The sequence below is a fragment of the Paraburkholderia sp. Clong3 genome, assembly GCF_050436485.1.
Taxonomy (GTDB): Bacteria; Pseudomonadota; Gammaproteobacteria; order Burkholderiales; family Burkholderiaceae; genus Paraburkholderia; species Paraburkholderia tuberum.
In genome coordinates this window covers 2605275-2630845 of record NZ_JBNDMH010000002.1, presented here as the reverse complement: position 1 = coordinate 2630845, position 25571 = coordinate 2605275, and the positions used below count along the sequence as shown (strand labels likewise).

Below are 25571 nucleotides of genomic sequence, written 5' to 3'. Positions count from 1 at the left end.
TGAAACAAACCACGCATTGAAGAAGGGAGTCACCGAGGTCATGTCGACCGATCACAGCTTTATCCTCAAACTGTCGTGCGCCGACCGGCCCGGCATCGTTCACGCCGTGTCGGGCTTTCTGTTCGAGCGGGGCAGCAATATTCTCGACTCCGCGCAGTTCGGCGACAGCCGCACCGGCGAGTTCTTCATGCGCGTGCATTTTCAGCAGGTGGGCGGCGATCAGGGGCTTGACGCGCTGCGCGCGTCGTTCGTGACACTCGCCGAGCAGTTCGGCATGAGCTGGGAATTGCACGACGCGAACGTGAAGCCGCGCGTCGTGATCATGGTGTCGAAGATCGGCCACTGCCTGAACGATCTGCTGTTCCGCTACCGCACCGGTCAGTTGAACATCGACATCCCGGCGATCATCTCGAACCACAAGGAGTTCTACCAGCTCGCCGCGAGCTACGACATCCCGTTCCATCATTTCCCGCTGCTCGGCGGCACGCCCGAAGCAAAAACCGCGCAGGAAGCGCGCGTGCTCGAAGTGATCAACGAGCATCAGGCCGACCTCGTGGTGCTCGCGCGCTACATGCAGATCCTGTCGCCGAACCTGTGCGAGGCGCTCGCCGGCCGTGCGATCAACATCCACCACTCGTTCCTGCCGAGCTTCAAGGGCGCGAAGCCGTACTACCAGGCGTTCGACCGCGGCGTGAAGCTGATCGGCGCAACCGCCCACTATGTGACGACCGATCTCGACGAAGGTCCGATCATCGAGCAGGAAGTCGAGCGCGTGGACCACAGCATGACGCCGGAACAACTGACGGCGATCGGCCGCGACGTCGAGTGTGTGACGCTCGCGCGCGCGGTGAAGTGGCACGTGGAGCATCGCGTCGTGCTGAACGGCAGCAAGACGGTGGTGTTCCGCTAGGAGTCGCGCCAGTAACACTGCGCCGGTCGAGGTCGGCGCGGTCCTTTACCTGCTCGTGTTACGAACGCGCTGCCGCGCCGCCCGTGCTTCTCGCGAGATTCGCGTTTTGCGCGGAACGACGGCGCGCGTTCAGCTTCTTCAGCCAGATCAGCAGGCCCGTGACGCTCAGCACGGCCACCGCCACCCCCACCGCGCTGATCAGAATCCGCCCCCGAGACCGAGGATGCGCCCCGAGTGCAGCGGAAACTGCACCTGCAGGAAGATGTCGCCGGCCGTGCCTTGGCCGGGAATCCGCGCGGCGAGCCGCTTGCCGGTGGCGGCGTCCCAATACATCCACGGGTTGCCGAGGCCGGTGTCGCCGTGGTCGTTGCCGGGCGTGTAGAAGCCGACGCCATACGCGTGCATGAATTCGGCGTAGTAGAGCCCGCCCGGCGGCGCGGCGACATGCATTTCCTTGCCGGCCTGCCCGGCGAGTTCGACGATGCGCTCGCGGCTCACCACCTGATCGCCGGGTTGCGGCGCGCGCAGGATTTCGGGGTTGCTGAACGGATCGGGTGTCAGCGTCGACAGTCGTGACACGATCGGCCGCACCACCTGGGACGACAGATTCATCGAAATCGACGTCAGCGCGACGATCGCCAGCAGGCCCCAGATCCATACGCCGCCGGAGCGGTGCAGATCGAACGTCAACGCATAGCCGCCGCGTTTCAGGCGGAACGTGAACGACTTGCGCCAGGCCTTCAGGCTCGGAAACGACAGGCACAGCGCAATCACGCAGTCAAGGAGCCACACGATGCCGACGATCCCCATCAGCCAGGTGCCAAGGTCGACACCGCCGGTAAACGGCAACTGCAGCGTGTAGTGCAGCTTGTAGATGAACGGAATCAGGTTGAGTCGCGCGAGCGACACGGCGCCCCACTCGCGGCGTCCCAGGATCTCGCCGGTGACGGGATCGACGGCGATCTGATTGAAAACGAGCGGATAGGGCTGCTTCGTCGCCGGATCGGTGCGCGGCAGCACCATCATCTGCAGCGTGTGGCCCGGTTCGACCGCGAGCGGCAGATAGGTCACCCGAAGACGCGGATCGGCGGCTTCGACGCGATTCGCCAGTTCGAGGCCGGACAGCGTCGGCCCGGCCGTGCGAGCCTGGTAAAACGACGGGTTCAGCGCGGCATCGAGCTCGTGGTCCCACGCGATGATTGCGCCCGTCAGGCCCGCGACGAACAGAAACAGTGCGGTCGCGACGCCGAACCAGCGGTGCAGGCGGACAAGCTGGCGTCTCATGCGCGAGCCGGCAACGCGCAACAGGGACCCAGGCGGAGACGTGGGTGGGAGATCAGGTGAAACGTCACGATGCGGACTGGGTGTAAATAGGAATTGTTCGCATCTTAGGGGTTGGCGCGGTCGGCTGCAAGTTTTCTGTCAGCAAGAGGCGACGGTGCAGGGTCGCGGGAAGCAAAAAAAGCGGCACCGAAGTGCCGCTTGCGCTTTCGTCGCCTGCGTGGACTGCCGCGTGTGCTGCAGAGCGCCAGTGAGTGCTGACTTTTGCTACTCGACCCAGCCCAACTCACACCAACCGCAAATAAATGAGCTCCCGCTTGATGTACGCATAAAAAATCGGCGCCGCGACGACCCCGGCGAGACCGAACGCCGCTTCCATCAACAGCATCGCGATCAGCAGCTCCCACGCGCGCGCCTCGATCTGCCCGCCGACGATCCGCGCGTTCAGGAAGTACTCGAGCTTGTGAATCAGGATCAGGAACACAAGTGACATGATCGCCGCCGGAAAACTCACCGACAGCGCGACTGCGACGATGATCGTGTTCGAGATCAGATTGCCGATCACCGGCAGCAGACCCACGATGAACGTGACGAGCACGAGCGTCTTCGACAGCGGCAGCCGGTCATGGAAAACCGGCAGGATCACGAGCAGGAAGATCGCGGTGAATACCGCGTTGAGCGCGGAGATTTTCACCTGCGCGAACACGATGCGGCGAAACGCGTCGGCAAACCGCGTGACGCGCGTGACGAACGCGGTGGACAGCGGCAGTCGCTGGATATGCTTCTGCGCGCCGACCGCGATGATCGCGCCGATGATCATGCCGATCAGCACGTGCGTGAACGCGCGCGCCACGGTCGTGCCGCTTTGCTGCAGCATGTTCGCGTGCGTGTGCATCAGTTCGGCGGCCTTCGTTTTCATCTGCTCGGTGTCGACCGGCAGAGAGTTCGCGACGAATTGCGGAATTCTGCCGCGCGCCTGGTCGATCAGTTGCATGGCCTGATCGAGCAGAGCCTGCACGCTCGGCACGTCGTTCTCGAAATGCGAGATGATGCCGAGCGTGAGTCCCGTCAGCCCGCCGACGATCAGCGTCGACAGAATCACCACCGCGAGCCAGCGCGCCCGCTTGCTCGACATGTGACGCTCGATGCGCGGCGCGATCGTATGCACGAGCTGAAACACCAGCAGCCCGGCGAGCAGCGCGCCGAGCAGCTTCAGTTCGATCACCGCCCACATGCCGAACAGCATCACCACGTAGCTGCCGATCTCGACCGCCGACAGCTTCGGCAGACTCATGTCGCTGGTCAGCCTGACCGGGCGCGGGTGCAGGTCCTGCACCCGATCTTCTTCGCGCGCCTGAATACGCTTGGTCATGGCTTATCCCGTCTCCAACCTCGGTAGTGCAGCGTTACTTTGTGGTGGCGGCGCGCTTGAGCAGCGGCGCCAGATATTTGCCGGTAAAACTGGCCTTCGACTTCGCGACCTGCTCGGGCGTGCCCTGGGCGATGATCTGCCCGCCGCCGGCGCCGCCTTCGGGGCCGAGATCAATGACCCAGTCCGCAGTTTTGATTACATCGAGATTATGTTCGATGATCACGACGGTATTACCCTGGTCACGCAACCGGTGTATGACTTCCAGCAACTGCGCGATATCGTGAAAGTGCAGGCCGGTAGTCGGTTCGTCAAGGATGTATAGCGTGCGACCGGTATCACGCTTGCTCAGTTCCAGCGACAGTTTCACACGCTGCGCCTCGCCGCCCGACAGCGTGGTGGCCGACTGACCCAGGCGAATATAGCCGAGACCCACGTCCAGCAGGGTTTTCAGCTTGCGCGCGACGACCGGCACGGCCTTGAAGAACTCGTACGCGCGTTCGACCGTCATGTCGAGCACTTCACTGATGTTGCTGCCTTTGTACTGGATATCGAGCGTTTCGCGGTTGTAGCGCTTGCCGTGGCACACGTCGCACGGCACGTACACGTCGGGCAGGAAGTGCATTTCGACCTTCAGCACGCCGTCGCCCTGGCACGATTCGCAGCGCCCGCCCTTCACGTTGAACGAGAAGCGGCCCGGATCGTAGCCGCGCTCCTTGGCGGCCGGCACGCCCGCGAACAGCTCGCGGATCGGCGTGAAAAGGCCCGTGTAGGTGGCCGGATTCGAGCGCGGCGTGCGGCCGATCGGCGACTGATCGACGTTGATCACCTTGTCGAAGTGCTCAAGGCCCTCGATCGACTCGTACGGCGCAGGCTCCGTGGCAGAGCCGTACAGATGATGCGCGACCGCGTGATACAGCGTGTCGTTGATCAGCGTCGACTTGCCCGAGCCGGACACGCCGGTCACGCAGGTCAAGAGACCCACCGGCAGATCGAGCGTGACGTTGTGCAGATTGTTGCCGTACGCTTCGACGATGCGCAGGCGCCGCTCGTCGGGATCCTTGCGCTCGTCGGGGTATTCGATCGTGCGCGCGCCGGACATGTATTGGCCCGTCAGCGACGCCGCGTTCTTCTGCACCTCTTTCGGCGTGCCCTCGGCGATCACCATGCCGCCGTGCTCGCCGGCGCCCGGGCCCATGTCGACCACATAGTCGGCCATGCGGATCATGTCCTCGTCGTGCTCGACGACGATCACCGAGTTGCCGAGATCGCGCAGATGCTTGAGCGTCGAGATCAGCCGGTCGTTGTCGCGCTGATGCAGGCCGATCGACGGTTCGTCGAGCACGTACATCACGCCGGTCAGCCCCGAGCCGATCTGGGAAGCGAGGCGAATGCGCTGCGCTTCGCCGCCCGACAGCGTTTCGGCGCTGCGTTCGAGCGACAGGTAATCGAGTCCAACGTTGTTGAGGAACATCAGACGCGCGACGATTTCCTTGACGACCTTGTCGGCGATCTCGCGCTTCGAGCCTTCGAGACGCAGGGTCTGGAAGTAGCCGAGCGCATCGCGCAACGGCCAGCCGCTGATCTCGAAGATGCCGCGCGCGTCGCTGTCCGCGCCGATGCGCACGAAGCGCGCCTCGCGACGCAGCCGCGTGCCCGCGCACGCCGGGCATGGCTGGTTATTCTGGTATTTGGCGAGTTCTTCGCGCACCGCAGACGAATCGGTTTCGCGGTAGCGCCGCTCCAGATTCGGGATGATCCCTTCGAACACGTGCTCGCGCACCGACGTGCGGCCGCGCTCGTTGATGTACGAGAACGGAATTTCCTGCTTGCCCGAACCGTACAGCAGGATCTTGCGGACTTTTTCCGGCAGGTCCTCGAGCGCGGTGTCGATGTCGAAGTCGTAGAACGCCGCGAGGCTCTGCAGCATCTGGAAGTAGAACTGGTTGCGCCGGTCCCAGCCCTTCACCGCGCCCGCCGCGAGCGACAGCGACGGATGCGCGACCACCCGCTTCGGATCGAAGAACGTTATCTGCCCGAGGCCGTCGCATTCGGGGCACGCGCCCATCGGGTTGTTGAACGAGAACAGGCGCGGTTCGAGTTCCTGCAGCGAATACGAGCAGATCGGGCAGGCGAACTTCGAGCTGAACAGGTGCTCCTTGTCCGTATCCATTTCGAGCGCGATGGCGCGGCCGTCGGCGAGACGCAGCGCCGTTTCGAACGATTCGGCAAGGCGCTGCTTCATGTCGGGGCGCACGCGCAGACGATCGATCACGACGTCGATCGTGTGCTTGTCGTTTTTCTTCAGCTTCGGCAGAGAGTCGACTTCATAGATTTTCGCGGTGCCTTCGTTGGCGGTGCCGCCGCCCGAGCGCACGCGAAAGCGCACGAAGCCTTGCGCCTGCATGTCCTCGAACAGATCCGTGTGCTCGCCCTTGCGATCGCTGACGACGGGCGCGAGGATCATCACGCGGGTTTCTTCAGGCAGCGCGAGCGCCGTGTCGACCATCTGCGACACGCTTTGCGCTTCGAGCGGAATCTCGTGATCGGGGCAGTAGGGCGTGCCGACGCGCGCGAACAGCAGGCGCAGATAGTCGTGGATTTCGGTGACGGTGCCGACCGTCGAACGCGGATTGTGCGAGGTCGCCTTCTGTTCGATCGAAATGGCCGGCGACAACCCTTCGATCAGGTCGACGTCCGGTTTTTCCATCAGCTGCAGGAACTGCCGCGCATAGGCGGACAGACTTTCGACGTAGCGCCGCTGTCCTTCCGCATATAGCGTATCGAACGCCAGCGACGATTTGCCGGAGCCCGAAAGCCCCGTGATAACGACGAGCTTGTGACGCGGTAGGTCGAGATTGACGTTCTTCAGGTTGTGGGTGCGAGCCCCACGAATACGGATTTGTTCCACGGATTTATTCCATGAACTGCGGAAAGGGAAAGAGGCCAAACCTGCTACTATAACGACTTTTCCAGACCGCCGTTACGGTGTGCTGACAGCGGGAAAAAGGCGTAACTGGGGCCGTTTTCCGTGAGTACAAGATGCCGCGAGGGGCGAGCGGGGGCGATGGGGCACGGGCTTTGCGCGTCTCGTCGGCGCGGACCCGCCGATATGCCGGGGCTAGCCGCCTGCCTGTTCGTTCTGCTCCACTGTGCCGGCGGCCAAGGCTGTCCCCACGGGCTCGCCGCCCGGTTCATTCAAACAACGCTTCGATGTCCAATCCGTCCGCCATCTCCACACGCATGAGCGCGCCCGAATTGCGCGCGACCGTGTCGCTTGCCGCCATCTTCGCGCTGCGCATGCTGGGTCTCTTCATGATCATGCCGGTGTTCTCGATCTACGCGAAGACCATTCCCGGCGGCGAAAACGTGCTGCTCGTCGGCATCGCGCTAGGCGCGTACGGTGTCACGCAGTCGATGCTCTACATCTTCTATGGCTGGATCTCCGACAAGGTCGGCCGCAAGCCGGTGATTGCGACGGGCCTGCTGATCTTCGCGATCGGCAGCTTCGTCGCGGCGGCCGCGCACGACATGACGTGGATCATCGTCGGCCGGGTGATTCAGGGGATGGGTGCGGTGTCGTCGGCGGTGATCGCGTTCATCGCCGATCTGACCTCGGAGGAACATCGCACGAAGGCGATGGCGATGGTCGGCGGCAGCATCGGCGTGTCGTTCGCGGTCGCGATCGTCGGCGCGCCGATCGTGTTCCACTGGCTCGGCATGAGCGGGCTCTTCACGCTGGTCGGCGTGTTCTCGATTCTCGCGATCGGCGTCGTGATATGGGTCGTGCCCGATGCGCCGAAGCCGGTGCATGTGCGCGCGCCGTTCGCCGAAGTGCTGCACAACGTCGAGTTGCTGCGTTTGAATTTCGGCGTGCTCGTGCTGCACGCCACGCAAACCGCGCTGTTCCTCGTCGTGCCGCGCATTCTCGAAGCGGGCGGGCTGCCGGTCGCTTCACACTGGAAGGTGTATCTGCCGGTGATGGGGCTGTCGTTCGTGATGATGGTGCCGGCGATCATCGCCGCCGAGAAGCGCGGCAAGATGAAGATCGTGCTGCTGTCGGCGATCGCTCTTATCCTGATCGGCCAGTTGTTATTGGGCGTTGCTCCGCATACGATTCTGAGTGTGGCGGCGATCCTGTTCGTGTACTTTCTCGGCTTCAATATTCTCGAGGCCTCGCAGCCTTCGCTGGTGTCGAAGCTCGCGCCCGGTACCCGCAAGGGAGCCGCGGCCGGCGTGTACAACACCACGCAGTCGATCGGTCTTGCGCTGGGCGGAGTGGTCGGCGGCTGGCTGCTGAAGGTTAACGGCCAGAGCGCGGTTTTCTTCGCCTGCTCCGGGCTGGTATTTTGCTGGCTTATAATCGCCGCAAAGATGAAACAGCCGCCGCGCAAGGCATAACACAGCGTACTCGGGGCACCTCCCGAATCATCCAGAACTCACCCGGCGGCGGGCAGAGGCGCTCTTCTGGTCTCGGGCCTGCCGGCCGTGAGACGCGAACCGCGTAGTGCCGCGCCGCCTGCAACAGGAATCAACAGGAGAAATTCATGGCATCCGTGAACAAGGTCATTCTGGTCGGCAACCTCGGCGCCGATCCGGAAGTCCGCTATCTTCCGAGCGGCGACGCAGTGGCGAACATCCGCCTTGCGACGACGGACCGCTACAAGGACAAGGCGTCGGGCGAGATGAAGGAAGCCACCGAGTGGCACCGCGTCGCGTTCTTCGGCCGCCTCGCGGAAATCGTGGCGGAATATCTGAAGAAGGGCTCGTCGGTGTACCTCGAAGGGCGCATCCGCACGCGCAAGTGGCAGGCGCAGGACGGCACCGATCGCTATTCGACCGAGATCGTCGCGGAGCAGATGCAGATGCTCGGCGGCCGCGGCGGCGCGTCGATGGGTGGCGGCGATGAAGGCGGTTATAGCCGTGGCGAGCCGTCGGAGCGCAGCGGCGGCGGTGGTGGTCGCGCGATGTCGTCGGGCGGCGGTTCGCGTGGCGGTAGCGGCGGTGGCGGTGCGAGCCGTCCGAGCGCGCCGGCTGGCGGCGGCTTCGACGAGATGGACGACGATATTCCGTTCTGATCGTTGCGGCTCGATGCCGAGCCGACCAGCGTCCCGCTGATCGACACAAAAACAGAGGCCCGCTTTCTGCCAGGAAAGCGGGCCTTTCTGCCTTCTGTTTGCCGGCTTTTTTTACGTCGTACGCGCGGACGGGGCATTCCGTCAGAAACTCACCGACTCAAATGCTCCAACGTATCCCGCAACGGCAGACTCGAAATCACGATCGGCCCGGTGAACGGCGTGTCGAGATCGACGATCACATAAACCGCCGAGGCAATCGACACCGCTCCCAGCGATATCGTCACCAGCGCCAACGCATTGCGCGGCGCGATCAACCCGAAGCTCAGAAAGATCACGCCTAGCCAGAACGTCAGCGTCTTGAAGAACGGCTGCGAAATCGAGCTGTGCGCTTCCTCGATGATTTTCCAGCGCGCATCGATGACGCGCCGGTACTGCGTCAACGCGTCATCGAGTGCACGTTGCTTCAACGCATCCTGCGTGCGCAGCTGTCGCAATTGCCGCCCCACCGTGGTCAGCATGTCGCCCAGATGCACGTTTTCTAGTTGCTGCGGATTGCCCGGCGGCCCGAGATCGCGCGGATAGTCGCCGCTCGGCGCGGGCTCGCGCGGCCATGTCGAAGCGATCGCCGCCGCCGTGTACTGGCGCAACAGGCGCCGCGATTCGTCGGCCGCGCTGCCGAGTTCGCGCAGCGTCGAGTCGAATTCGATCAGTTCGGCCGCATAGCTGCGCATATCGTTCGACGCGGTGTCGAAGCTCGCTTTCGCCGATGCCGTCATCAAACCCAGCACCAGCGCGGCGAACGTCACCAGCATGCCGATCACGAGCTGCACGAGCTGTACGGTCTCGTGTGCCTTGTGCTCTTCCGGCAGCAGCGGCCGCACCCCGACGCCGAGGCCGGTGGCGATCAGCAGCAGCGCGAACACGAGTACGGCCGAACCGATTTCCGACATGGGCGCGCTCCGGGCACGAAGGGGCTTCGACAGAAGGGCTTCAGCAAACGGGCTTCGAGACTCTATTGATGTAACGCAAGCCGGGCGAGCGATCAACCATAAAGTTTTCGGCCGATACGCCGTTGTCCCGAATGTGCTGTTTGCTTAATTTTCAGATAAGTTGCGGACCGGGCCGAACGGCGTGGGCGCAGCCTGCGTGGCCATGCAGCTATCGTCAACGATACGGAATCATCGGCCGGGCAGCCCAAGGAGACCAGTCCGATGTTGAAAAAGCTGTCGATTCGCACCAGCCTTACCCTGATGATCGTGTTCTTCGGCATCGTGCTGCTGCTCGGCGCGGCCGCGGGATTGTTGTCGCTGCGCTCGTCGAACGCGTCGCTGCAACAGATGTACACGGTCGACACGCCCGCCGTCGCCGACCTCGAAGGTAGCGCCGGCCAACTGCTGCGCCTGCGGCTCGCGCTCGCGACGTACGCGTCGCTCGTCGCGCTGAACGATCAGGACGGCGCGAGCGCCGTGCTCAAGCGCTTCGATCAGTACCGCAAAGCCTCTGACGAGCGGCTTGCCCACTATTTGAGCCATGCGGGCACGGATGCCGATGAGCAGCGTCTGATCGCCGACATGCAGCAGAAGCGCGACGCGTTCCTGCACGACGGCGTCGACCCGACGCTCGCCGCGCTGAAGTCGAGCGACACCAACGCCTTCCAGCAATTGCAGGCGCATAAACTGCCGTCGCTGTACAGCGCGTACGAGAAGGCCATGCTCGCGCTCGAGCAGTTGCAGCTCGATCACGGCGCACAGCGCTACAAGGATGCGCAGGACCTGTTCTACGCGATCAGCACGGCGGTGGCGATCGGCATTGCGCTGTCGCTGGTCGGCGGCTTGCTCGCCCGCTTCGTGCTCGTGCGCGCGATCGTCACGCCGGTCGATGCGACGATCGCGCAGTTCCAGCGCATCGCCAACGGCGATCTGAGCGGCCGCATCGAGGTGCTCAGCGACAACGAGACGGGCCGTCTCGCGGCCGCGCTGCGCAAGATGCAGGAGTCGCTGATCGCGACCGTCAACGCGGTTCGTCAAGGTACCGATTCGATCGATACCGGCGTCAGCGAGATCGCGGCCGGCAACGCCGATCTGTCGCAACGCACCGAGGAGCAGGCGGCGGCGCTCGAGGAAACGGCCGCGAGCATCGAAGAGCTGACCACGACGGTCAAGCAGACGGCCGACAACGCGAAAGAGGCGAGCTCGCTCGCGCAGGGCGCCTCGACACTGGCCGCGCGGGGCGGCGAGCTGACCGAGCAGGTGGTCGGCACGATGCACGGCATCGTCGACGATTCGCGGCGGATTGCCGATATCGTTGGTGTGATCGAGGGCATCGCGTTCCAGACCAACATCCTCGCGCTGAACGCCGCAGTCGAGGCGGCGCGAGCGGGCGAGCAGGGACGCGGCTTCGCGGTCGTCGCGAGCGAAGTGCGCTCGCTCGCGCAGCGCAGCGCGGCGGCGGCCAAGGAGATCAAGGGCTTGATCGACGCGTCGACCACCCGCGTGGAGCAGGGCTCGCAGCTCGTCGAGCGCTCGGGCACGACGATGAACGACATCGTCGGCGCGATCGCGCGCGTCAGTTCCATCATGAACGAGATCGCGGCGGCGGCGCTCGAACAGAGCACCGGCATCGATCAGGTCAATCGCGCGGTCGGTCAGATGGACGAGGTCACGCAGCAGAACGCGGCGCTCGTCGAGCAGGCGGCCGCGGCGGCGAGTTCGCTGGAAGATCAGGCGCGGCGCCTGTCGACGGCGGTGGCGGTGTTCCGGACCGGCAACGAATCGCGCAGCCGTGCTCCGGCGCCCGGCGCGAAGCTGGCCGGTGTTGCCGGCGAGCGGAGACTGGACAGCGAGTTTGTCGCGGCGTAACGCGAGCCGTTGCGCTGCGTCAACCCGCGACCTCTCACCGTCCCACTACTGCATGGCCGCGTAATACCTCGCCACCGCATCGATTTCCTCGGGCGTCATCTGCCGCGCGACATTGCGCATCTGCTCGTTGATGTCGTTGCGCCGCGCGCCCGAAGCGAACGCCTGCAACTGCGCGGCCAGATAGGCCGCCGACTGTCCGCCGAGCCACGGCGCCGCGCCCTTGCGATCGAGTTGGCCATGACACTCCGCACACGGTGCGATATTGCGTTGCGGGTCGCCCTGCATCACGAGCCTGGTTGCGGTCGCATCGGGTCCTTCGCCGGCTCGGGTCTTCTCGGCCGCCGCGGGGAGCGGGAGCGACGCGTAGTACACCGCCAGATCGTGCAGATCCTGGTCGCTGCGTCCCGCGATGATTGCCTGCATGACCGCGCTTTGCCGCTGGCCGCTCTGGAAGTCGCGCAATTCCTTGTAGGTCACGTCGGCGTACTGCCCGGCCAGCGCCGGCGCGGTGCCGAGTACGCCGTGGCACATCGAGCAGTGCTGCGTCGCGATCGTCGCGCCGCGGCTTATCGATCGCAATGCATCATGTAAATGTGATTAGCTGATGTCGATCGATAAATTTTGCTGTGAATTTCATTTGTGCGTCATGCGAAGAGCCGCACGAGCGCATCACGTGCATTGCTGACCAACTCGCTTTCGCCCGGACGCCGCGGCAGCAGATGAAACTCGATGGCGGGCAGCGGTGGCAAGCCGAAGTTCGCGGCACACGCCGCCACGCCGCCGCCGAGCGACGACTCGTTCAGACAGGAAATCCCGAGCCCCGCCTTCAATGCGAGCTGCAGGCCCGCGACGCCCGACGCCGAATGCGACACCACGTACGGTACCTTGTGTTGGTCGAGCAGCTTGACGACGAAACGATGCAACTGACACGTCGACGGCAGCAGCACCAGTTGATACGGCGCGATGGGGCGGGTGGCGGCATCGGCGCAACTGGCCCATAGCAACCTTTCGCGCCGCACGACGATGCTCGCGGCACCGGCACCCGCGCCGCGCGCACGCAGCTGGCCCGTGACGAGCCGCGCCGACAAACCGATGTCGAACGACGCGTGATCGTCCGCGCCGCTGTCGATCACCGCGCTCGGCAGCACCGTCACGTGCAGCTTCAGCCGCGGATGCTGTTCCGAAAACGTCTTGAGGATGCGCGCGATGTCGTGCGGCCGGTAGTAATCGGTGATCGCGATGCGCAGCTCGCCGTCGAGCGAGCGGCCTTGCAGGTCGTCGAAGGCCGCTTCGCTCATCGCGATGATGCGGCGCGCATGCTCGAGCAGGCGCTCGCCCGCGGACGTCGGACTCACACCCTGCCGGCTGCGCACGAGGAGCGGCTGGCCGGCGCGCTCCTCGAGCTTCTTCAACTGCTCGCTTACCGACGACTGCGACAGGAACACGCGCTGCGCGCCTGCCGACACCCCGCCCGATTCGGCGACGGCGACGAAGGTCCGCAACTGCGCAAGGTCGAAACCACGCTGGCTCATGATTCGGTTTTTCCGATGGTGGCGATCTAAATTTCCGGCTTTGCCGATGGAATGCCCAGCCGTAGCATACCCTCGAATGACACACGGAGGGTGTGATGGAAAACGGATCGATGACAGCGTCGGGCGGCACCGGCGAGCGCGGCGCGCGGCATCGCTGGAAGGTGCTGGGCGTTGGTTTTGCCGCGAATGCGAGCTTTTCGGCGGCATTTTCGGGGATTCCGACGACAGCGGTGTTCCTGCGCTCGGACTACCACCTGGGCAACCACGGGCTCGGCCTCGTGCTCGGCATGCTCGGCCTGGGCATTGCGGTCAGCGAGTTGCCGTGGGGGCTGCTAACCGACCGCTGGGGCGATCGCCGGGTGCTGCTGCTCGGCTTGCTGTCGACCGCGATCGCGCTCGCCGGTCTCGCGCTGTTCGTGTCGCCGGGCGGCGCGCATGTGCCCGGCATCGTCCCGCTCGCGCTCGGGCTGCTGTTGGTCGGACTGCTGGGCGGCAGCGTCAACGGATCGAGCGGCCGGGCGGTGATGGCGTGGTTTCGCGAAGGCGAGCGCGGCCTCGCGATGAGCATCCGCCAAACCGCCGTGCCGGCGGGCGGTGGACTCGGCGCAGTGGTCCTGCCGGTGCTCGCCTCGCACTTTGGTTTTGCGAGCGCCTATGCGGTGCTGGCGTTGGCGTGCGCGATCACCGCATGGTTCGGCGCTGGCTGCACGAGCCCGCACACGCGGACGATACGCCGGCGCCCAAAGGGGCGCGCGCGGCTGCGACGGCCCGTGCTGCGGCGGCCAACGGTCGGAGGTTGGACTCCTCGAACGTCAGCGCACCGCCGCCGATGATCTCCCCATTGCGCGACATCGCGATCTGGCGCGTCGCGCTCGGCGCGGGCGCGCTGTGCATGCCGCAGATTGCCGTGATCACATTCGGCACGGTGTTCCTGCACGACTTCGGGCGTGCCGGCGTGTTCGCGATCACCGCGACGATGGCCGCGGTGCAGACTGGCGCCGCGATCGCGCGGGTCTGGAGCGGCGCGTGGACCGACCGGCGCGGCAACCGCCGCGCGTATATGCGGGCATGCAGTCTGGTGACCGCCGTGCTGTTCGTGCTGCTCGCGCTCGCGACCGGGCTCATCGGCCTGCGTCGCGCCGGGACGGTCGCGCCGTTCGCGCTGATGATCGTACTAGGCGAAGTTAGCGCGTCGGCGTGGCACGGCGTCGCGTTCACCGAACTCGCGACGCTCGCCGGTACTCGCCGCGCGGGCACCGCGCTCGCGATGGGCAACACCTGCGTGTTCCTCACGCTGTTCGTGACGCCGCTCGCGATTCCGGCGCTGCTGTCTATCGGAGCATGGCCGCTGGTGTGGACGGTGGCGAGCGCTTGCGCGTTGCTCGCATTGCCGGTGTTTCCGCGCGCCGCGTCGACGCGTGCGATGCGCGCGACGCGTGCTTGCGATGCGGCGTGAGACATGGGGCGAACAGCGCGCGCTTCGCGTTGCCGAATTGATCTTGATTCGATTCGAATCACGGTGCGCATATTGCTTGGTCGAACTATAAATTATCCCGATTATTGATCTGGATTAGGAACGCTCCGATTGTCGTGAATTTGCGAGGGTGATCAGATGGCTGTTCCGGCACGTCGCTTGAGTGCCGCGACGCAGGTCGACGCCTGCCGCCTGCACAGCCACTGCCGCGCGCATTTCGACCATTCTTATAACGAGCGAGACTAATCGTGACAAATCTTCGAATCATTCTGGCGGACGATCACCCGTTCGTCCTGCTTGGCCTGAAATCGACACTGGAGGCGCACGAAGGTCTGTCCGTCGTCGGTCAGGCGCAGATGCCCACTGCGTTGATCGCATTGCTGCAACACACACCGTGCGACGTGCTCGTCGTCGATCTTTCCATGCCGGAGCCCGCCGGCGAGATTGGCGACGGACTCGGCCTGATCCGGCGCATTCGTGGCGAGTGGCCGTCATTGCGCGTCGTCGTCGTGACCGGGCAGACGAATGCCGCGATGTTGCGTGTCGTCGTCGCCGATGCCGCGGTGAGTGTGATCGGCAAAGCCGATTCGCTCGAGGAACTGCCGCAAGCGGTCTGCGACAGTGCGCGCGGCGCGCGCTACCTGGGCCGCTCGGTAGTCGAAACGCTCGCGCGTTTGCAGCCGGACAACGGTCGGTTCGTGTCGGCCCTGCTGCTGTCGAAGCGGCAGACCGACATCCTGCGCAGGCTCGTGAGCGGCGAGTCCATCGTGCAGATCGCGGCGGCGCTCGGCTGCCATCGCCGCACGGTGAGCCGGCACAAGCGCGAAGCGATGGCGCGGCTTGGCGTCAACGACGACCCCGCGCTTTTTTCCTGTGTGCGCGCCTGCGGCACGGTCCTCCTCGAATCGGAAGATTAGGGTCTGTTTACATATGGAACGCACGTGCGTTGCCGCGAGAAGGGCCGCTCGCAAGGACTGTGACGCCGCGAATACTCGACGTATTCGCAAGGAGCATGACGCAGCGAGCGGCCCTTCTCGCGGCAACCCCATTACCTGATTTCATTCCAGGGGAATGCGCGCTATCGGCAGTCCCCTTGGGGGACGGCCGATAGCGGGCATTCGCACGTGCGTTCCATATGTAAACAGACCCTAAGCATCAGGCATACGGTTGTTCGTACCATTTCAGAGCGCTCTGATGTTTGTCGCAATAGAAATGCTCGACCATTGCGTGAGCGCCGGTCACACATAACAAGGTCGAGAAATGAAAGTATCGAGGAGCGCCAGACGATGAACCTCATGGCTGCATCAGGCTCGCCTGTTCGAACGATCATTGCGGATGATCATCCGCTGGTTCTGCTGGCTATAGAAAATCTGATTGGCAACTATCCGGACCTGAAGGTGGTTGGCCGTGCGGCGGATGTCGCCGAACTGTTCATCGAAGTCGATCGCAGTCCTTGCGATATCGTGCTGATGGACCTTTACATGCCAGGAGGGCACAACGACAACCGGTTCGACGTCGTCAGGCAGTTGAAGGCGCGCTATCCCAACGTGGCGCTCGTCATTCTGACAATGGAAACGGAGGCGGCGACGCTGCGCAAAGTGATGTCGCTCGGCGTGGATGGGCTGCTGAGCAAACGTGATCGTATCGATCTGATCCATGTGGCGGTGGTCATGGCGCTGGCGCGCGAATGTTTTGTCGGTCCGGCGGTGCGCGCCATGCTGGCCGATGTCACGCTGACGAAACGTCTCGACTTCGTGCGCGCCACCCTGTCTCGCCGAGAGTTCGAGGTTTTTACGCAATACGCGTCAGGACTCGGCGTCACGGAAATCGCCACGCGGCTGGGACGTAGTGTGAAGACGATCAGCGCGCAGAAGTGCATGGCCATGCGCAAGCTGTCGCTGAATAGCGACGCCGAACTGTTTCGCTTCGCAGTCGAGTATGGCGTAGTGCCGGAAGGGCTTGGTCAAAGCCGTTAAGCGGGCGGCAACATTCTGCGCAGGCGCGCGGCGAATATATCGGCATAACCGGGGGACACATTTCGTGCGGTATGCCCGATCGACACCATAAAAAAGTCACGGAAAAGAATGCCAAACAAGATTCACGTCGTCGTGGCGGACGATCACGACTCCATTCGCGCGGGCGTCCGATCTCTGCTGCGCGACAAGCCGAATATCGAAATTGTCGGCGAAGCTGCCGACACCCGTGGTCTCGCGAAGCTGCTCGATGCCTGCGCATGCGACGTCGTCGTGTCGGACATCGGCATGCCGGGACTCGACGGAGACACCAGCGCGGTGCCGCTATTGCGCCGGCTGCTACGGCGCACGCCGCATCCCCACGTGGTCGTGCTGACCATGATTGGGCGCGCGCATGTGTTGGCCGGCTTGCGCAATATCGGCGTGACTGGAATCGTCGACAAGCGCGACGCCGTGGACGCATTGATCGACGCCATCGAAGCCGTTGCCGCCGGGGGCACCCATCTATCGGAACAGGTTCGGGCCGCGCTTGCGACCGCGGAGCCTGCGCCGCCCCGGCGCGGCGGTGTGATGAGCGCACGCGAGTGGGAGGTGTTTCAACTCTATGTGCGAGGCCTCGCGGTGCACGAGATCGCCACACGTCTGCGACGTAGCGACAAAACCATCAGCACGCAAAAACGCAGCGCGATGCGCAAGCTCGGACTGGAAACAGAAGCCGATCTGATCAACTACGCCACTCAGATTGGGCTGATATGAGGCGCAGCAACGGTCACAAATTCTTGTTCTCGATGGATTTGAGGTAGCCCTTATCAGACTTATCTGATTGCCGTGGCGTGGGGGGCACCCAATAATCTTGGCCGCCTGTCATTGCGCGCCGTGCGCCGCAACTGCCAAGCGGCTGGTTCGTGATCCGATTACCAATGGATCAGGGGAATCCGGTGCAGACCTCTTCGCGCGATCGTTTGGCGTCTGTGCCTCATACTTGATGGACGGGATAGAGATGGTTGCGCTAGGCAAGCGATTGTGCAGCGAGGGTGTGGGTACGGCTTGGCTCGTGTTTGTCGGCTGCGGCAGTACGGTGCTGGACACCACAGGCGTGCTGCAGGGCACTGGCGCGTTGCAAATGTCGTTGGCGTTCGGTCTTGCGCTTGCTACCGGCAGCTATGCCTTCGGCAAGATTTCCGGCGCGCATTTCAATCCTGCCGTCACCATCGGCCTGACGATCGCGCAGCGCTTTCCCGTGCGTGATGTCTTGCCCTATATCGCTGCGCAAATCTGGGGCGCAATAGTCGCCGCGGCGCTTCTCGCCTACCTCGCCAGCGGCCGGCCAGGTTTCGAACTCTCCGCGAGTGAATTCGCGGCGAACGGCTTCGGCGCTCATTCGCCCGCCGACTATCCATTGCATGCGGCACTCGTCGTGGAATGCGTGCTGTCGTTCGTGTTTGTCGGAGCATGCCTGCTGGTCGTCGTTCGAAAAGAGGTGGCAACCATTGCGCCATTCATCACCGGCGCATGTCTGATGCTCGTCTACCTGGTGTCCATTCCGATCACCAATGGAGCGGTCAATCCCGCACGCTCGACCGCGCAGGCGTTGTTCGTCGGCAACTGGGCGCTGGATCAGTTGTGGCTGTTCTGGGCCGCGCCGTTGGCCGGAGCAATCGCGGCTGGCGTGCTGTTTTCGTTTCTGGACGGCGGAGCCGATTCGTCTTCGGTGTCGTTGGTGGACGGGCAGGGTGACGTTTCGTGAGCGAGGGACGGTACTCACCACTTCCGGTGCGTTTGTTGCGGTGTCTTTGGCCGCGCTCGCCGCGCCACTCGATGACGCATTGGCTCGCGTTTTTCCTGCTGGCGGTTACGGATGCGGTCTGCATGGCCGGACCTGCCGGCGCTGCGTCACAGCCACCCGTAATTTCCGCAGTGGGAGCGGGTTCTTCCGCGTCGTCATCCATTGCATTTCCTGCCAGATTGACGGTCGGCATTCTCGAAGGAGGCTGGGCGCCGTTCGACATTCCGCTGGGCGGCCGGCTCGCCGGCGTCAGCGGCGACCTGTTGCGCGCGCTCGTGGGGCCGAACGTCGTCATCGAGACGAAGAGCTTTCCCGACATGGCCAAGCTGGTCGCCGCGGCTTGCGCCGGCGAGGTCGACCTGCTGACGAGCATAGCGCGCACGCCGGAGCGCGAGCGCTGCCTCAGCTTTACGGCTCCTTACTTCCACTCGTTCGCCTCGGCCGTCGTGCGTCGCGACGACGCCCGGCATGTGAACCCCACCGACCTCGCTGGCGCGCGTATCGCGATCGAGCGCGGTTTTGCGCGTGAGCGTTTGTTGCGCGCAGGTTTTCCTCGCGCGAGTATCGTCCCGTTCGCGAGCACGCACGAAGCGCTGAACGCGCTACTGCATGACGATGCAGACGTCTACTTCGGCTTCACGCCGGTCGTGCAATACGAACTGGCGACCGACGCGTATCGCAATCTGCGCGTAGCGTTCGAGCAAGGCGGCAAAGCGCTCGACCTGCGCTTTGCCGTATCGCCTCGCCAGCCTGCTTTGCGCGATCAGCTAAACCGCGCGCTCGTGTCGATGAATCCCGCCGAGGCCGCCGCGATACGCGCGCGCTGGCTGTCCGGCAACTTCAACGCGGCGCCCGCGCCGCATGCACCACGCTTCACGTTGACGCCGGAAGAGAAGAACTGGCTGCGTTCGCTGCCGCCGTTGCAGGTCGGCTTCGACAACGACTGGGCGCCGTTCAGCTATGTTGATTCCGCAGGCCGCCCCGTCGGTCTGACCGCCGATTACCTCACGTACCTGAGCAGCACGCTCGGTGTCGTGTTCAACCGCGCGCGCATGGCCGACTGGGCCGCCGCCGTCGAGGCGTTCCAGCGTGGCGACCTCGCGATGCTGTCCTCCACATCGAGTCGCGCCGCGCTTCTGGTAGGCGCCGACCATAGCCGTGTATACGAGAGCGATCCGCTGGTGATCGTCGGGCGGAGCGGCGCGCCGCCCCCATGCTCGTTCGACGACATCACGTCGTGCCGCGTCGTGATGTCGCCGCATGTGGCCGGCTCGGTGCCGCTCGCGTTGGAAACGGTGCCGGTCGATCACATCGTCGTCGCGGCGAGCCTGGGCGAGGCGATGCGCATGGTCGCGAGCGGCGAGGCCGACGTGCTGGTCGGCAACGCTGCCGCGATCAACGTGCAACTGCGGCAGCACTACGTCGGCGCGCTCAGGGTGCTCGACTCGCTCGGCGAATCCGACTCGTTGTATTTTGCTGTGCGCGAGGATCTGAGCCCGCTCGTCAAGCTGATCGATCGCGCGTTGCAGGCGATGCCGGCAGCCGAAAAGCAGCGCATCCGGCGCAAGTGGGTGAGTCCCGCCGCGCCGGACAACGCCGTATGGAGCGTGACTGCGGTGCGGCTGCTGCCGGTGCTGATCGGCATCGGCGTCGTGCTGCTGGTCACGTTGCGCGCGTACGTGCTGCTGCAACGCGAAGTCCGGCTACGCAAGCAGACCGAGCGCGAACTCGCACTGCAATTGAACTTCCAGGAAACGATGATGAAGACGGTGCCGTATCCGCTCATCGCGAAAGGCCTGGACGGACGGTACATCGCGATCAACGAGGCCTATGAGAAAGCGTGCGGGCTGGAGCGCAAGGACGTGCTCGGGCGCACGACGACCGAGGTCGGCACATGGGGCGACGCAAACAGCCGCGTGCTCGACGACATCACGGGCGAGATCCTGCGCGGCGGCGGCATCGCGAAAGTCGAACTCGAGTTCAAGGACGGCGCTGGCGAGACGCGGCATGGGATTTTCTGGACGAGCGTCTGCGAGGCCAGCGATGGGCAGCCGGCGTACGTGCTTGGCACGATGGTCGACATCACCGACATCCGGCGCGCTGAAATGCGCGCGAGCGAAACCGAACGGCGCCTGTTCGACGTCACGCGCTCGTTGCCCGCCGTCGTGTTCCAGTTGCGGCGCTCGCCGTCCGGCGCGTATTCCTTCCCGTACATCGGCGGCGACACGCGGCATCTGCTCGGCGAGGGTGATTGGCATGGGGGGGCACGAGTCGATTTCCAACGAGTGTCGGAGCTGGATCGGCCGCGCGTTCTCGCCGAGCTCGAGCGTTCCGCGAGCTGCGCCTCCCCCGTGCATATGGAGTTCCGCCTCGAAAACGCCGGTCAACCAAAGTGGGTGCGGGCCGAGCTGGTGCCGCGGCGAGAAGCCGATGGCAGCGTCGTTTGGAGCGGCTATTGGGTCGATGCGAGCGTCGAGCGCGCGCGTTCGGAGGAACTCGCGCGGGCACGCGACGTGGCCGAGGCGGCCTCGCGCGCGAAGGACGACTTCTTCGCGATGATGAGCCACGAAATCCGCACCCCGATGAACGGTGTGCTCGGTCTCGTCGAAGTGCTCGAGCGCACGCCGCTCAGTACCGATCAGAGCGAAATGCTCGGCATGATCCATGAGTCGGCGGGCGCGCTGCTGCAGATTCTCGATGATCTGCTCGATTATTCGAAGATCGAGGCGGGGCGGCTCACGCTCGAAGCCGAGCCGATCGATCTGCGCGAACTCGTCGATAACGCGGTCGGCCTGCTCGCGGGGCGCGCCCACGAAAAAGGGCTGAAAGTGCGCGTCGACATCGCGACCGACGCCGCCGCGACGCTCCGCGGCGACAGCGTGCGTCTGCGCCAGATTCTGTTCAATCTGCTCGGCAATGCGATCAAGTTCACGCCGAAGGGCGAGGTGGGTGTGAGCGTGGCGGTCGTCCAGGATCGCGCGGACTCGCAGACGTTGGAGCTGACCGTTGAGGACACCGGCATCGGCATCGCGCCGGATGTGCAGGCGGGCCTGTTCGAGCCGTTCGTGCAGGCTGAGTCGTCCACCACGCGGCGCTTCGGCGGCACGGGCCTTGGGCTGACGATCTGCCGCAAGCTGATCGACCTGATGAACGGCACGCTCGCGCTGCGCAGCGAACCGGGCCACGGCACGAGGATGATCGTGCGGCTGACGATGCCGATCGTCGAACGGCGCTATTCGATCGACGGTCTGCGCGGCAAACGCGCCGTCGTGATCACGCGAGATCCGCGCATCGGCCGCGCTCTCGCACACTTCGGCGAGGCGCTCGGGCTCGAACTGCGCAGCCTCTCGGCCGTTGGGGCGACGCAGGGCAAAAGCGATTTGCTGAGCCGCGCGGATCTGCTGTTCGTCGGCGAGGACGTCACGTTGCCCGTACGGATCGGCGCAAATGCGCGTGTCGTCACGCTGACCGAAAAGCCGATGCCGACGGGTTACCGCATCCTCGACGACAAGGTGCGCGTGAGCATCAATCCGATTTCGTGGCGCGGCCTCGGCGCCGCATGCGCGGCCGCGATGACGGGCCTGTCGTCGATGTCCCCGCTGGTACCGCGAGCGCGAGGCGTGCCGTTCTCGACCGATGGCGTCGCGCCGCCGCCTGATCGTGAACGCGCGATCGCGAGCGGGCGACTGATTCTTGTCGCGGAAGATCACCCAGTCAATCAGGAGTTGATCCGCCATCAACTCGCCCTGCTGGGGTTCGCGTGCGACGTCGCGAACGACGGCGCCGAAGCGCTTCTCGCGCTCGAGCGCACGAGCTATGGCTGCCTGATCACGGACTGTCACATGCCGAACCTGTCCGGTTACGAACTGACTCGCCGTATCCGCGAAGCGGAGGCACTGCGCGGCGGCGCGCAGCGTCTGCCGATACTCGGCATCACGGCCAACACCGCGCCCGACGACCTGAGGCTGTGCCGCGAAGCCGGCATGGACGACAGTCTGATCAAGCCGACTCGGCTCGCCACGTTGCGCGACTACCTGAGCCGCTGGTTTGGCACCGACACCGTTCGGCACCCCGCCCCGGCAGAAACATGCGGTCGCGAATCGTCTGCGCCGGCCAGCAAGCGGCAGATCACGCAGCGCGTCGGTGTCGCACCGTACGTGCCCGTCGAACTAGCACACATGACGCAGTTATGGGGAAGCGAGTCGACGGTCAAGGCGTTGCTCGGTTCATTCATCTCGTCGATGCGCGAAGACTTCAACGCGCTTGCGACGTTACTCGAACGCGCGGACACGGGGCGGGTGCCCGAGTGGCTGCATCGGGTGATGGGGGCGGCCAGCGTGCTGCGGTATCAGCCACTCGTACACGCGCTCGAAGCCTATCGTCGCGACATTGTCGCGAAGTCGCCCGAGCAGTTGCGTAACGAGGGGCATGCGCTAATCCGCCAATGCGAGGCGATGCTCGATGGCATCGAACAGCAGGCCGCATTGCTCGCCTAGCGGGCGGCGGGCGGTGACCTCGCGCGAATACGCGGCCGATTCAAACGGGCGCGACCAAAATCGGGACGAAAAAAAACGCGGCCGAAGCCGCGTTAAAGATTTGGAGACATCCTTCGATGAAGGAGTCACTTCTCGCAAATCGAAGCATACCAGGAACGGCGTCATTTATTCATTGCAAATCGCGCAATTAACTTTTTGATTAAATCGATTAAAACGATTTCGCACTACGTTTTTGCCGGTATTTTAGGCATATCGCGACGAACGCCTGTGCGCATTGCGCACCTTGCCTTCTGTTTTAATCACAGTCCGGTTCGAATTAAAGCGGCCCGCGCAAGCCACCATCCCAACCTCACCGGCTCCAAATGATTTGCACTAGTATGTGGAAGCTCCGCACGGCCGACACGGGTGCCGCGGCGGCGCGTCAATGTCCGGAGAAGACCATGATTTCGCTGCGAAAATTGAATCTGGCCGTGGTGGTGTGGGCGCTTGCGTCGGGCGCTGCGTTCGCGGATACGGTTGCGCTGAAGGCGAATCTCCAGCCGTCGAGCGAAGTGCCGCCGCGCGTGAGTCGCGGGCACGGCATGCTGAATGCGACCTTCGACACGTCCACCCAATCGCTGCAGTGGACTGTTACTTACGAAGGCTTGAGCAGTCCGGTCACCGCCGCGCATTTCCACGGTCCCGCGCCGGTTGGCCAGAACGCGAAGGTCCAGGTGCCGATCGAGAAGAATGGCCTCGCAAGTCCGATCAAAGGCACGGCGAAGCTGACCGAGCAGCAGGTCACGGATCTGATGGCGGGGCAGTGGTACTTCAATGTTCATACCGCGCAGAATCCGACGGGCGAAATTCGCGGGCAGGTGTTGCCGGCGAACTAGGCGTGGGCCTCGCGTGGGCCGAGCGCGCGTGCCGCGGCCAAAAGCAGCTTCACACCGTTAGAACCCGCCAACCAACGGCGCCCCCGCCACCGCCCGTACCATGACGGGACTTCAACGAAGGAGCATGTCCCGATGAGCTGGCAAAGCGCGCTCGCTTGCTGGTATTTGCGCAGACAGTTCCGGCCCGAAACCCTCAAACCGTCTATCAACGTCGAGCGGGCGCGCGCGCTGACCTCGAAGCGGGTGTGGTCGCCACGCGTGCCGCGCGGCTGGCATCTTCGCGAAACGTATGGCGCGGGCGAGGCGCCGCTCGTCGGCGAATGGCTGGAACGCGTGGACGGCGGCACGGCCGGCGGCGCGGAGCCGACGGTGCTGTATTGCCACGGTGGAGGCTACTACTTCTGCTCGCCGCGCACGCATCGGTCGCTAACGTTCGCTCTCGCTACCCGCGCAGACGCGCGGCTCTTCTCCCTCGACTACCGCCTCGCGCCCGAGCATCGCTTTCCGGCCGCGCTTGACGACGCCACCGCCGCCTATCGACAGCTGCTCGCGATGGGCATCGCACCGAGCTCGATCGTGGTCGCCGGCGACTCGGCCGGCGGCGGCCTCGCGCTCGCCACGCTGGTCGCGCTGCGCGACGCCGGCGCACCGATGCCCGCTGGCGGCCTGTTGTTCTCGCCGTGGACCGATCTGGCGACGACCGGCGCGAGCCTGCGCACCAACGACAGCGTCGATCCGATGTTCTGTGGCGCCTCGATCGAGCGCGCGGCCAAGGTTTATCTCGGCGACGCGCCGGCCACGCATCCGTACGCGTCGCCGGTCTACGCGGACCTGCGCGGTCTGCCGCCGCTGTTCTTGCAGGCGGGCAGCACCGAGGTGCTGCTCGACGACGCGCGCCGCGTCGCCGACCATGCGCACGCGGCAGGAGTCGATTGCGAATGCGAGGTGTGGAAAAACCTGCCGCACGCGTGGCCGATGTTCGCGCCGTTCATGCCGGAGGCGAACCGCGCACTCGATCGCGCGGCCGCGTTCGTGCGACGCGCGACGAGCCGCGCCGCGAACAGGGCTCAGGCGTCGAGCGTGACGTCGAGCGTCCGATAGACGGCTTCGATCGTTTGCTGGCCGTATTGCCGCTCGAGCCGCCGCACGGTGAAGTGCCCGTGCGCGACCTGCTGGAAGTGATCGATAAACACGGTGTTGACCATCGCGCCGAGCACCGCGCCGATCGCGGGAATCGATTTGGCAGCGATCTGTTCGCTGACCTGCACCGAAAAGCGCGCGGCGATCGCGTTGAGCAGCCGCAGCAGCGCCGCCGAGCCGTGGGTCGTGAAGCCCTTGCTGGCCACCTCGGACGACGCCCTCGACACCGCCTGCGCTAGCGCGCCGCGCATGAAGAAGTAGCCGAGGTCGGCGTCGTCGTCCTCGCTCGATGTACCACCCATGCCGAGCACGGTCAGGCATTGCAGCTGCGTGTCGACCGAGGTCAGGTCCTCGCCCTCGCTGCGCGCGATGTCGCAGATCGAGCGGAACATCAGCGTAGTCGTGACCGGCAGCTCGACTGGCAGCGCGATCAATCCAAACGCCCCGCCGGCCGCGCCGGTGGTCGCGACCGCGAACTTGTGCAGCAGGTTGTTCGGCTTGTCGGGCGCGAGAAGCCTGGCGTCGTCGCGCCGGCCGAGCGTGCGTAGCGCGATCGACAGACATTTGCGCAACGCGGCCTGCGTCGCATCGGACACTTTTTGGTTGGCGAACGCCGGGATGCGCGATAGCAGCTTCTCGATCGGCGCGCCGACGACGCTCGCGAGCTTCATCGTGAGCGCGGGGCTTTCGAGCTGGTGTTTCGCGCGCCGCAGCGCGGCGAGGTCCTGCTCCGATAAGTATGGAGTTGCGAGCGAACTCGGCTGCATGGGCCTCCCTGGCATGTCGTGTGTTGCGTACC

General features: G+C 64.6%; 18 protein-coding genes and 2 pseudogenes. 13 read left to right on the top strand and 7 right to left on the bottom strand.

Annotated elements, in window-relative coordinates:
* Positions 1–40: 40 nt before the first annotated feature.
* Positions 41–910, top strand: a complete 870-nt coding sequence (purU, locus tag OKW30_RS16255) for a formyltetrahydrofolate deformylase (protein WP_429347104.1) — start codon at positions 41–43, stop codon at positions 908–910.
* A gap of 58 nt (positions 911–968) precedes the next feature.
* On the opposite strand, the pseudogene OKW30_RS16250 reads toward purU, so the two are convergent.
* The 3 genes and pseudogenes from OKW30_RS16250 to uvrA all read right to left on the bottom strand — a co-directional run bounded on the left by OKW30_RS16250 (position 969) and on the right by uvrA (position 6471).
* A pseudogene (locus OKW30_RS16250) lies at positions 969–2194 on the bottom strand (PepSY-associated TM helix domain-containing protein).
* 283 nt (positions 2195–2477) lie between these two features.
* Positions 2478–3563 (bottom strand): AI-2E family transporter, encoded by a 1086-nt coding sequence (locus tag OKW30_RS16245; protein WP_429347103.1) that lies wholly within the window; start codon positions 3561–3563, stop codon positions 2478–2480.
* Between the two features lie 34 nt (positions 3564–3597).
* Positions 3598–6471, bottom strand: a complete 2874-nt coding sequence (uvrA, locus tag OKW30_RS16240; RefSeq protein WP_184067066.1) for an excinuclease ABC subunit UvrA — start codon at positions 6469–6471, stop codon at positions 3598–3600.
* A gap of 302 nt (positions 6472–6773) precedes the next feature.
* Between uvrA and OKW30_RS16235 the strand changes: the two genes are divergently transcribed.
* Together OKW30_RS16235 and OKW30_RS16230 are read left to right on the top strand one after the other, a co-directional pair.
* Positions 6774–7961, top strand: coding sequence for an MFS transporter (locus tag OKW30_RS16235; RefSeq protein WP_090802960.1), 1188 nt, complete (start codon positions 6774–6776; stop codon positions 7959–7961).
* A 146-nt stretch (positions 7962–8107) separates the two neighbouring features.
* Positions 8108–8638 carry a single-stranded DNA-binding protein gene (locus OKW30_RS16230; RefSeq protein ID WP_090802962.1) on the top strand — a complete coding sequence of 177 codons (531 nt, stop codon included), beginning with the start codon at positions 8108–8110 and terminating at the stop codon, positions 8636–8638.
* Between the two features lie 149 nt (positions 8639–8787).
* Here OKW30_RS16230 and OKW30_RS16225 read toward each other — a convergent pair whose 3' ends face one another.
* Positions 8788–9588, bottom strand: coding sequence for a hypothetical protein (locus OKW30_RS16225; RefSeq protein WP_187628718.1), 801 nt, complete (start codon positions 9586–9588; stop codon positions 8788–8790).
* A 261-nt stretch (positions 9589–9849) separates the two neighbouring features.
* On the opposite strand from OKW30_RS16225, the gene OKW30_RS16220 reads away from it, so the two are divergent.
* Positions 9850–11496, top strand: coding sequence for a methyl-accepting chemotaxis protein (locus OKW30_RS16220; protein ID WP_429347102.1), 1647 nt, complete (start codon positions 9850–9852; stop codon positions 11494–11496).
* 45 nt (positions 11497–11541) lie between these two features.
* Here the strand turns inward: OKW30_RS16220 and OKW30_RS16215 are convergent.
* Both OKW30_RS16215 and OKW30_RS16210 read right to left on the bottom strand, forming a co-directional pair.
* Positions 11542–12069 (bottom strand): annotated as a pseudogene (locus OKW30_RS16215) (c-type cytochrome); the annotation flags it as partial.
* A 71-nt stretch (positions 12070–12140) separates the two neighbouring features.
* Positions 12141–13028, bottom strand: a complete 888-nt coding sequence (locus OKW30_RS16210) for a LysR family transcriptional regulator (protein ID WP_429347101.1) — start codon at positions 13026–13028, stop codon at positions 12141–12143.
* A gap of 95 nt (positions 13029–13123) precedes the next feature.
* Here OKW30_RS16210 and OKW30_RS16205 point away from each other — a divergent pair, with 95 nt between their 5' ends.
* From OKW30_RS16205 to OKW30_RS16165, 9 genes are all read left to right on the top strand, one after another.
* Complete coding sequence (locus OKW30_RS16205; protein WP_429347100.1) at positions 13124–13861, top strand: MFS transporter; 738 nt, start codon at positions 13124–13126, stop codon at positions 13859–13861.
* Positions 13858–14484, top strand: a complete 627-nt coding sequence (locus tag OKW30_RS16200) for a hypothetical protein (protein WP_429347099.1) — start codon at positions 13858–13860, stop codon at positions 14482–14484. The genes OKW30_RS16205 and OKW30_RS16200 overlap by 4 nt, the downstream gene beginning before the upstream one ends.
* A gap of 266 nt (positions 14485–14750) precedes the next feature.
* Positions 14751–15419 carry a response regulator transcription factor gene (locus tag OKW30_RS16195; RefSeq protein ID WP_184053870.1) on the top strand — a complete coding sequence of 223 codons (669 nt, stop codon included), beginning with the start codon at positions 14751–14753 and terminating at the stop codon, positions 15417–15419.
* 369 nt (positions 15420–15788) lie between these two features.
* Positions 15789–16478: a response regulator transcription factor gene (locus OKW30_RS16190; protein WP_090802973.1), complete on the top strand. Its 690-nt coding sequence runs from the start codon at positions 15789–15791 to the stop codon at positions 16476–16478.
* 108 nt (positions 16479–16586) lie between these two features.
* Positions 16587–17231 (top strand): response regulator transcription factor, encoded by a 645-nt coding sequence (locus OKW30_RS16185; RefSeq protein ID WP_184053864.1) that lies wholly within the window; start codon positions 16587–16589, stop codon positions 17229–17231.
* 244 nt (positions 17232–17475) lie between these two features.
* A complete protein-coding gene (aqpZ, locus tag OKW30_RS16180; protein WP_090805580.1) occupies positions 17476–18222 on the top strand; it encodes an aquaporin Z in 747 nt (248 codons plus the stop codon).
* Positions 18223–18293: 71 nt separating this feature from the next.
* Positions 18294–22757: an ATP-binding protein gene (locus OKW30_RS16175; RefSeq protein ID WP_429347098.1), complete on the top strand. Its 4464-nt coding sequence runs from the start codon at positions 18294–18296 to the stop codon at positions 22755–22757.
* Positions 22758–23197: 440 nt separating this feature from the next.
* A complete protein-coding gene (locus OKW30_RS16170; RefSeq protein ID WP_184067086.1) occupies positions 23198–23632 on the top strand; it encodes a CHRD domain-containing protein in 435 nt (144 codons plus the stop codon).
* Positions 23633–23764: 132 nt separating this feature from the next.
* Positions 23765–24733 carry an alpha/beta hydrolase gene (locus tag OKW30_RS16165; protein ID WP_429347097.1) on the top strand — a complete coding sequence of 323 codons (969 nt, stop codon included), beginning with the start codon at positions 23765–23767 and terminating at the stop codon, positions 24731–24733.
* Here the strand turns inward: OKW30_RS16165 and OKW30_RS16160 are convergent.
* Positions 24700–25539, bottom strand: a complete 840-nt coding sequence (locus OKW30_RS16160; protein ID WP_184067092.1) for an EcsC family protein — start codon at positions 25537–25539, stop codon at positions 24700–24702. The two genes, OKW30_RS16165 and OKW30_RS16160, sit on opposite strands and share 34 nt — an antisense overlap.
* Positions 25540–25571: the final 32 nt, after the last annotated feature.

What these genes read in the sequence shown, in the direction of transcription:
- purU (WP_429347104.1), top strand. Translation starts at nt 41, where the DNA reads ATGTCGACCGATCACAGCTTTATCCTCAAACTGTCGTGCGCCGACCGG.
- OKW30_RS16245 (WP_429347103.1), bottom strand. Translation starts at nt 3,563, where the DNA reads ATGACCAAGCGTATTCAGGCGCGCGAAGAAGATCGGGTGCAGGACCTG.
- OKW30_RS16235 (WP_090802960.1), top strand. Translation starts at nt 6,774, where the DNA reads ATGTCCAATCCGTCCGCCATCTCCACACGCATGAGCGCGCCCGAATTG.
- OKW30_RS16230 (WP_090802962.1), top strand. Translation starts at nt 8,108, where the DNA reads ATGGCATCCGTGAACAAGGTCATTCTGGTCGGCAACCTCGGCGCCGAT.
- OKW30_RS16225 (WP_187628718.1), bottom strand. Translation starts at nt 9,588, where the DNA reads ATGTCGGAAATCGGTTCGGCCGTACTCGTGTTCGCGCTGCTGCTGATC.
- OKW30_RS16220 (WP_429347102.1), top strand. Translation starts at nt 9,850, where the DNA reads ATGTTGAAAAAGCTGTCGATTCGCACCAGCCTTACCCTGATGATCGTG.
- OKW30_RS16210 (WP_429347101.1), bottom strand. Translation starts at nt 13,028, where the DNA reads ATGAGCCAGCGTGGTTTCGACCTTGCGCAGTTGCGGACCTTCGTCGCC.
- OKW30_RS16205 (WP_429347100.1), top strand. Translation starts at nt 13,124, where the DNA reads ATGGAAAACGGATCGATGACAGCGTCGGGCGGCACCGGCGAGCGCGGC.
- OKW30_RS16200 (WP_429347099.1), top strand. Translation starts at nt 13,858, where the DNA reads ATGATCTCCCCATTGCGCGACATCGCGATCTGGCGCGTCGCGCTCGGC.
- OKW30_RS16190 (WP_090802973.1), top strand. Translation starts at nt 15,789, where the DNA reads ATGAACCTCATGGCTGCATCAGGCTCGCCTGTTCGAACGATCATTGCG.
- OKW30_RS16185 (WP_184053864.1), top strand. Translation starts at nt 16,587, where the DNA reads ATGCCAAACAAGATTCACGTCGTCGTGGCGGACGATCACGACTCCATT.
- aqpZ (WP_090805580.1), top strand. Translation starts at nt 17,476, where the DNA reads ATGGTTGCGCTAGGCAAGCGATTGTGCAGCGAGGGTGTGGGTACGGCT.
- OKW30_RS16175 (WP_429347098.1), top strand. Translation starts at nt 18,294, where the DNA reads ATGACGCATTGGCTCGCGTTTTTCCTGCTGGCGGTTACGGATGCGGTC.
- OKW30_RS16170 (WP_184067086.1), top strand. Translation starts at nt 23,198, where the DNA reads ATGATTTCGCTGCGAAAATTGAATCTGGCCGTGGTGGTGTGGGCGCTT.
- OKW30_RS16165 (WP_429347097.1), top strand. Translation starts at nt 23,765, where the DNA reads ATGAGCTGGCAAAGCGCGCTCGCTTGCTGGTATTTGCGCAGACAGTTC.
- OKW30_RS16160 (WP_184067092.1), bottom strand. Translation starts at nt 25,539, where the DNA reads ATGCAGCCGAGTTCGCTCGCAACTCCATACTTATCGGAGCAGGACCTC.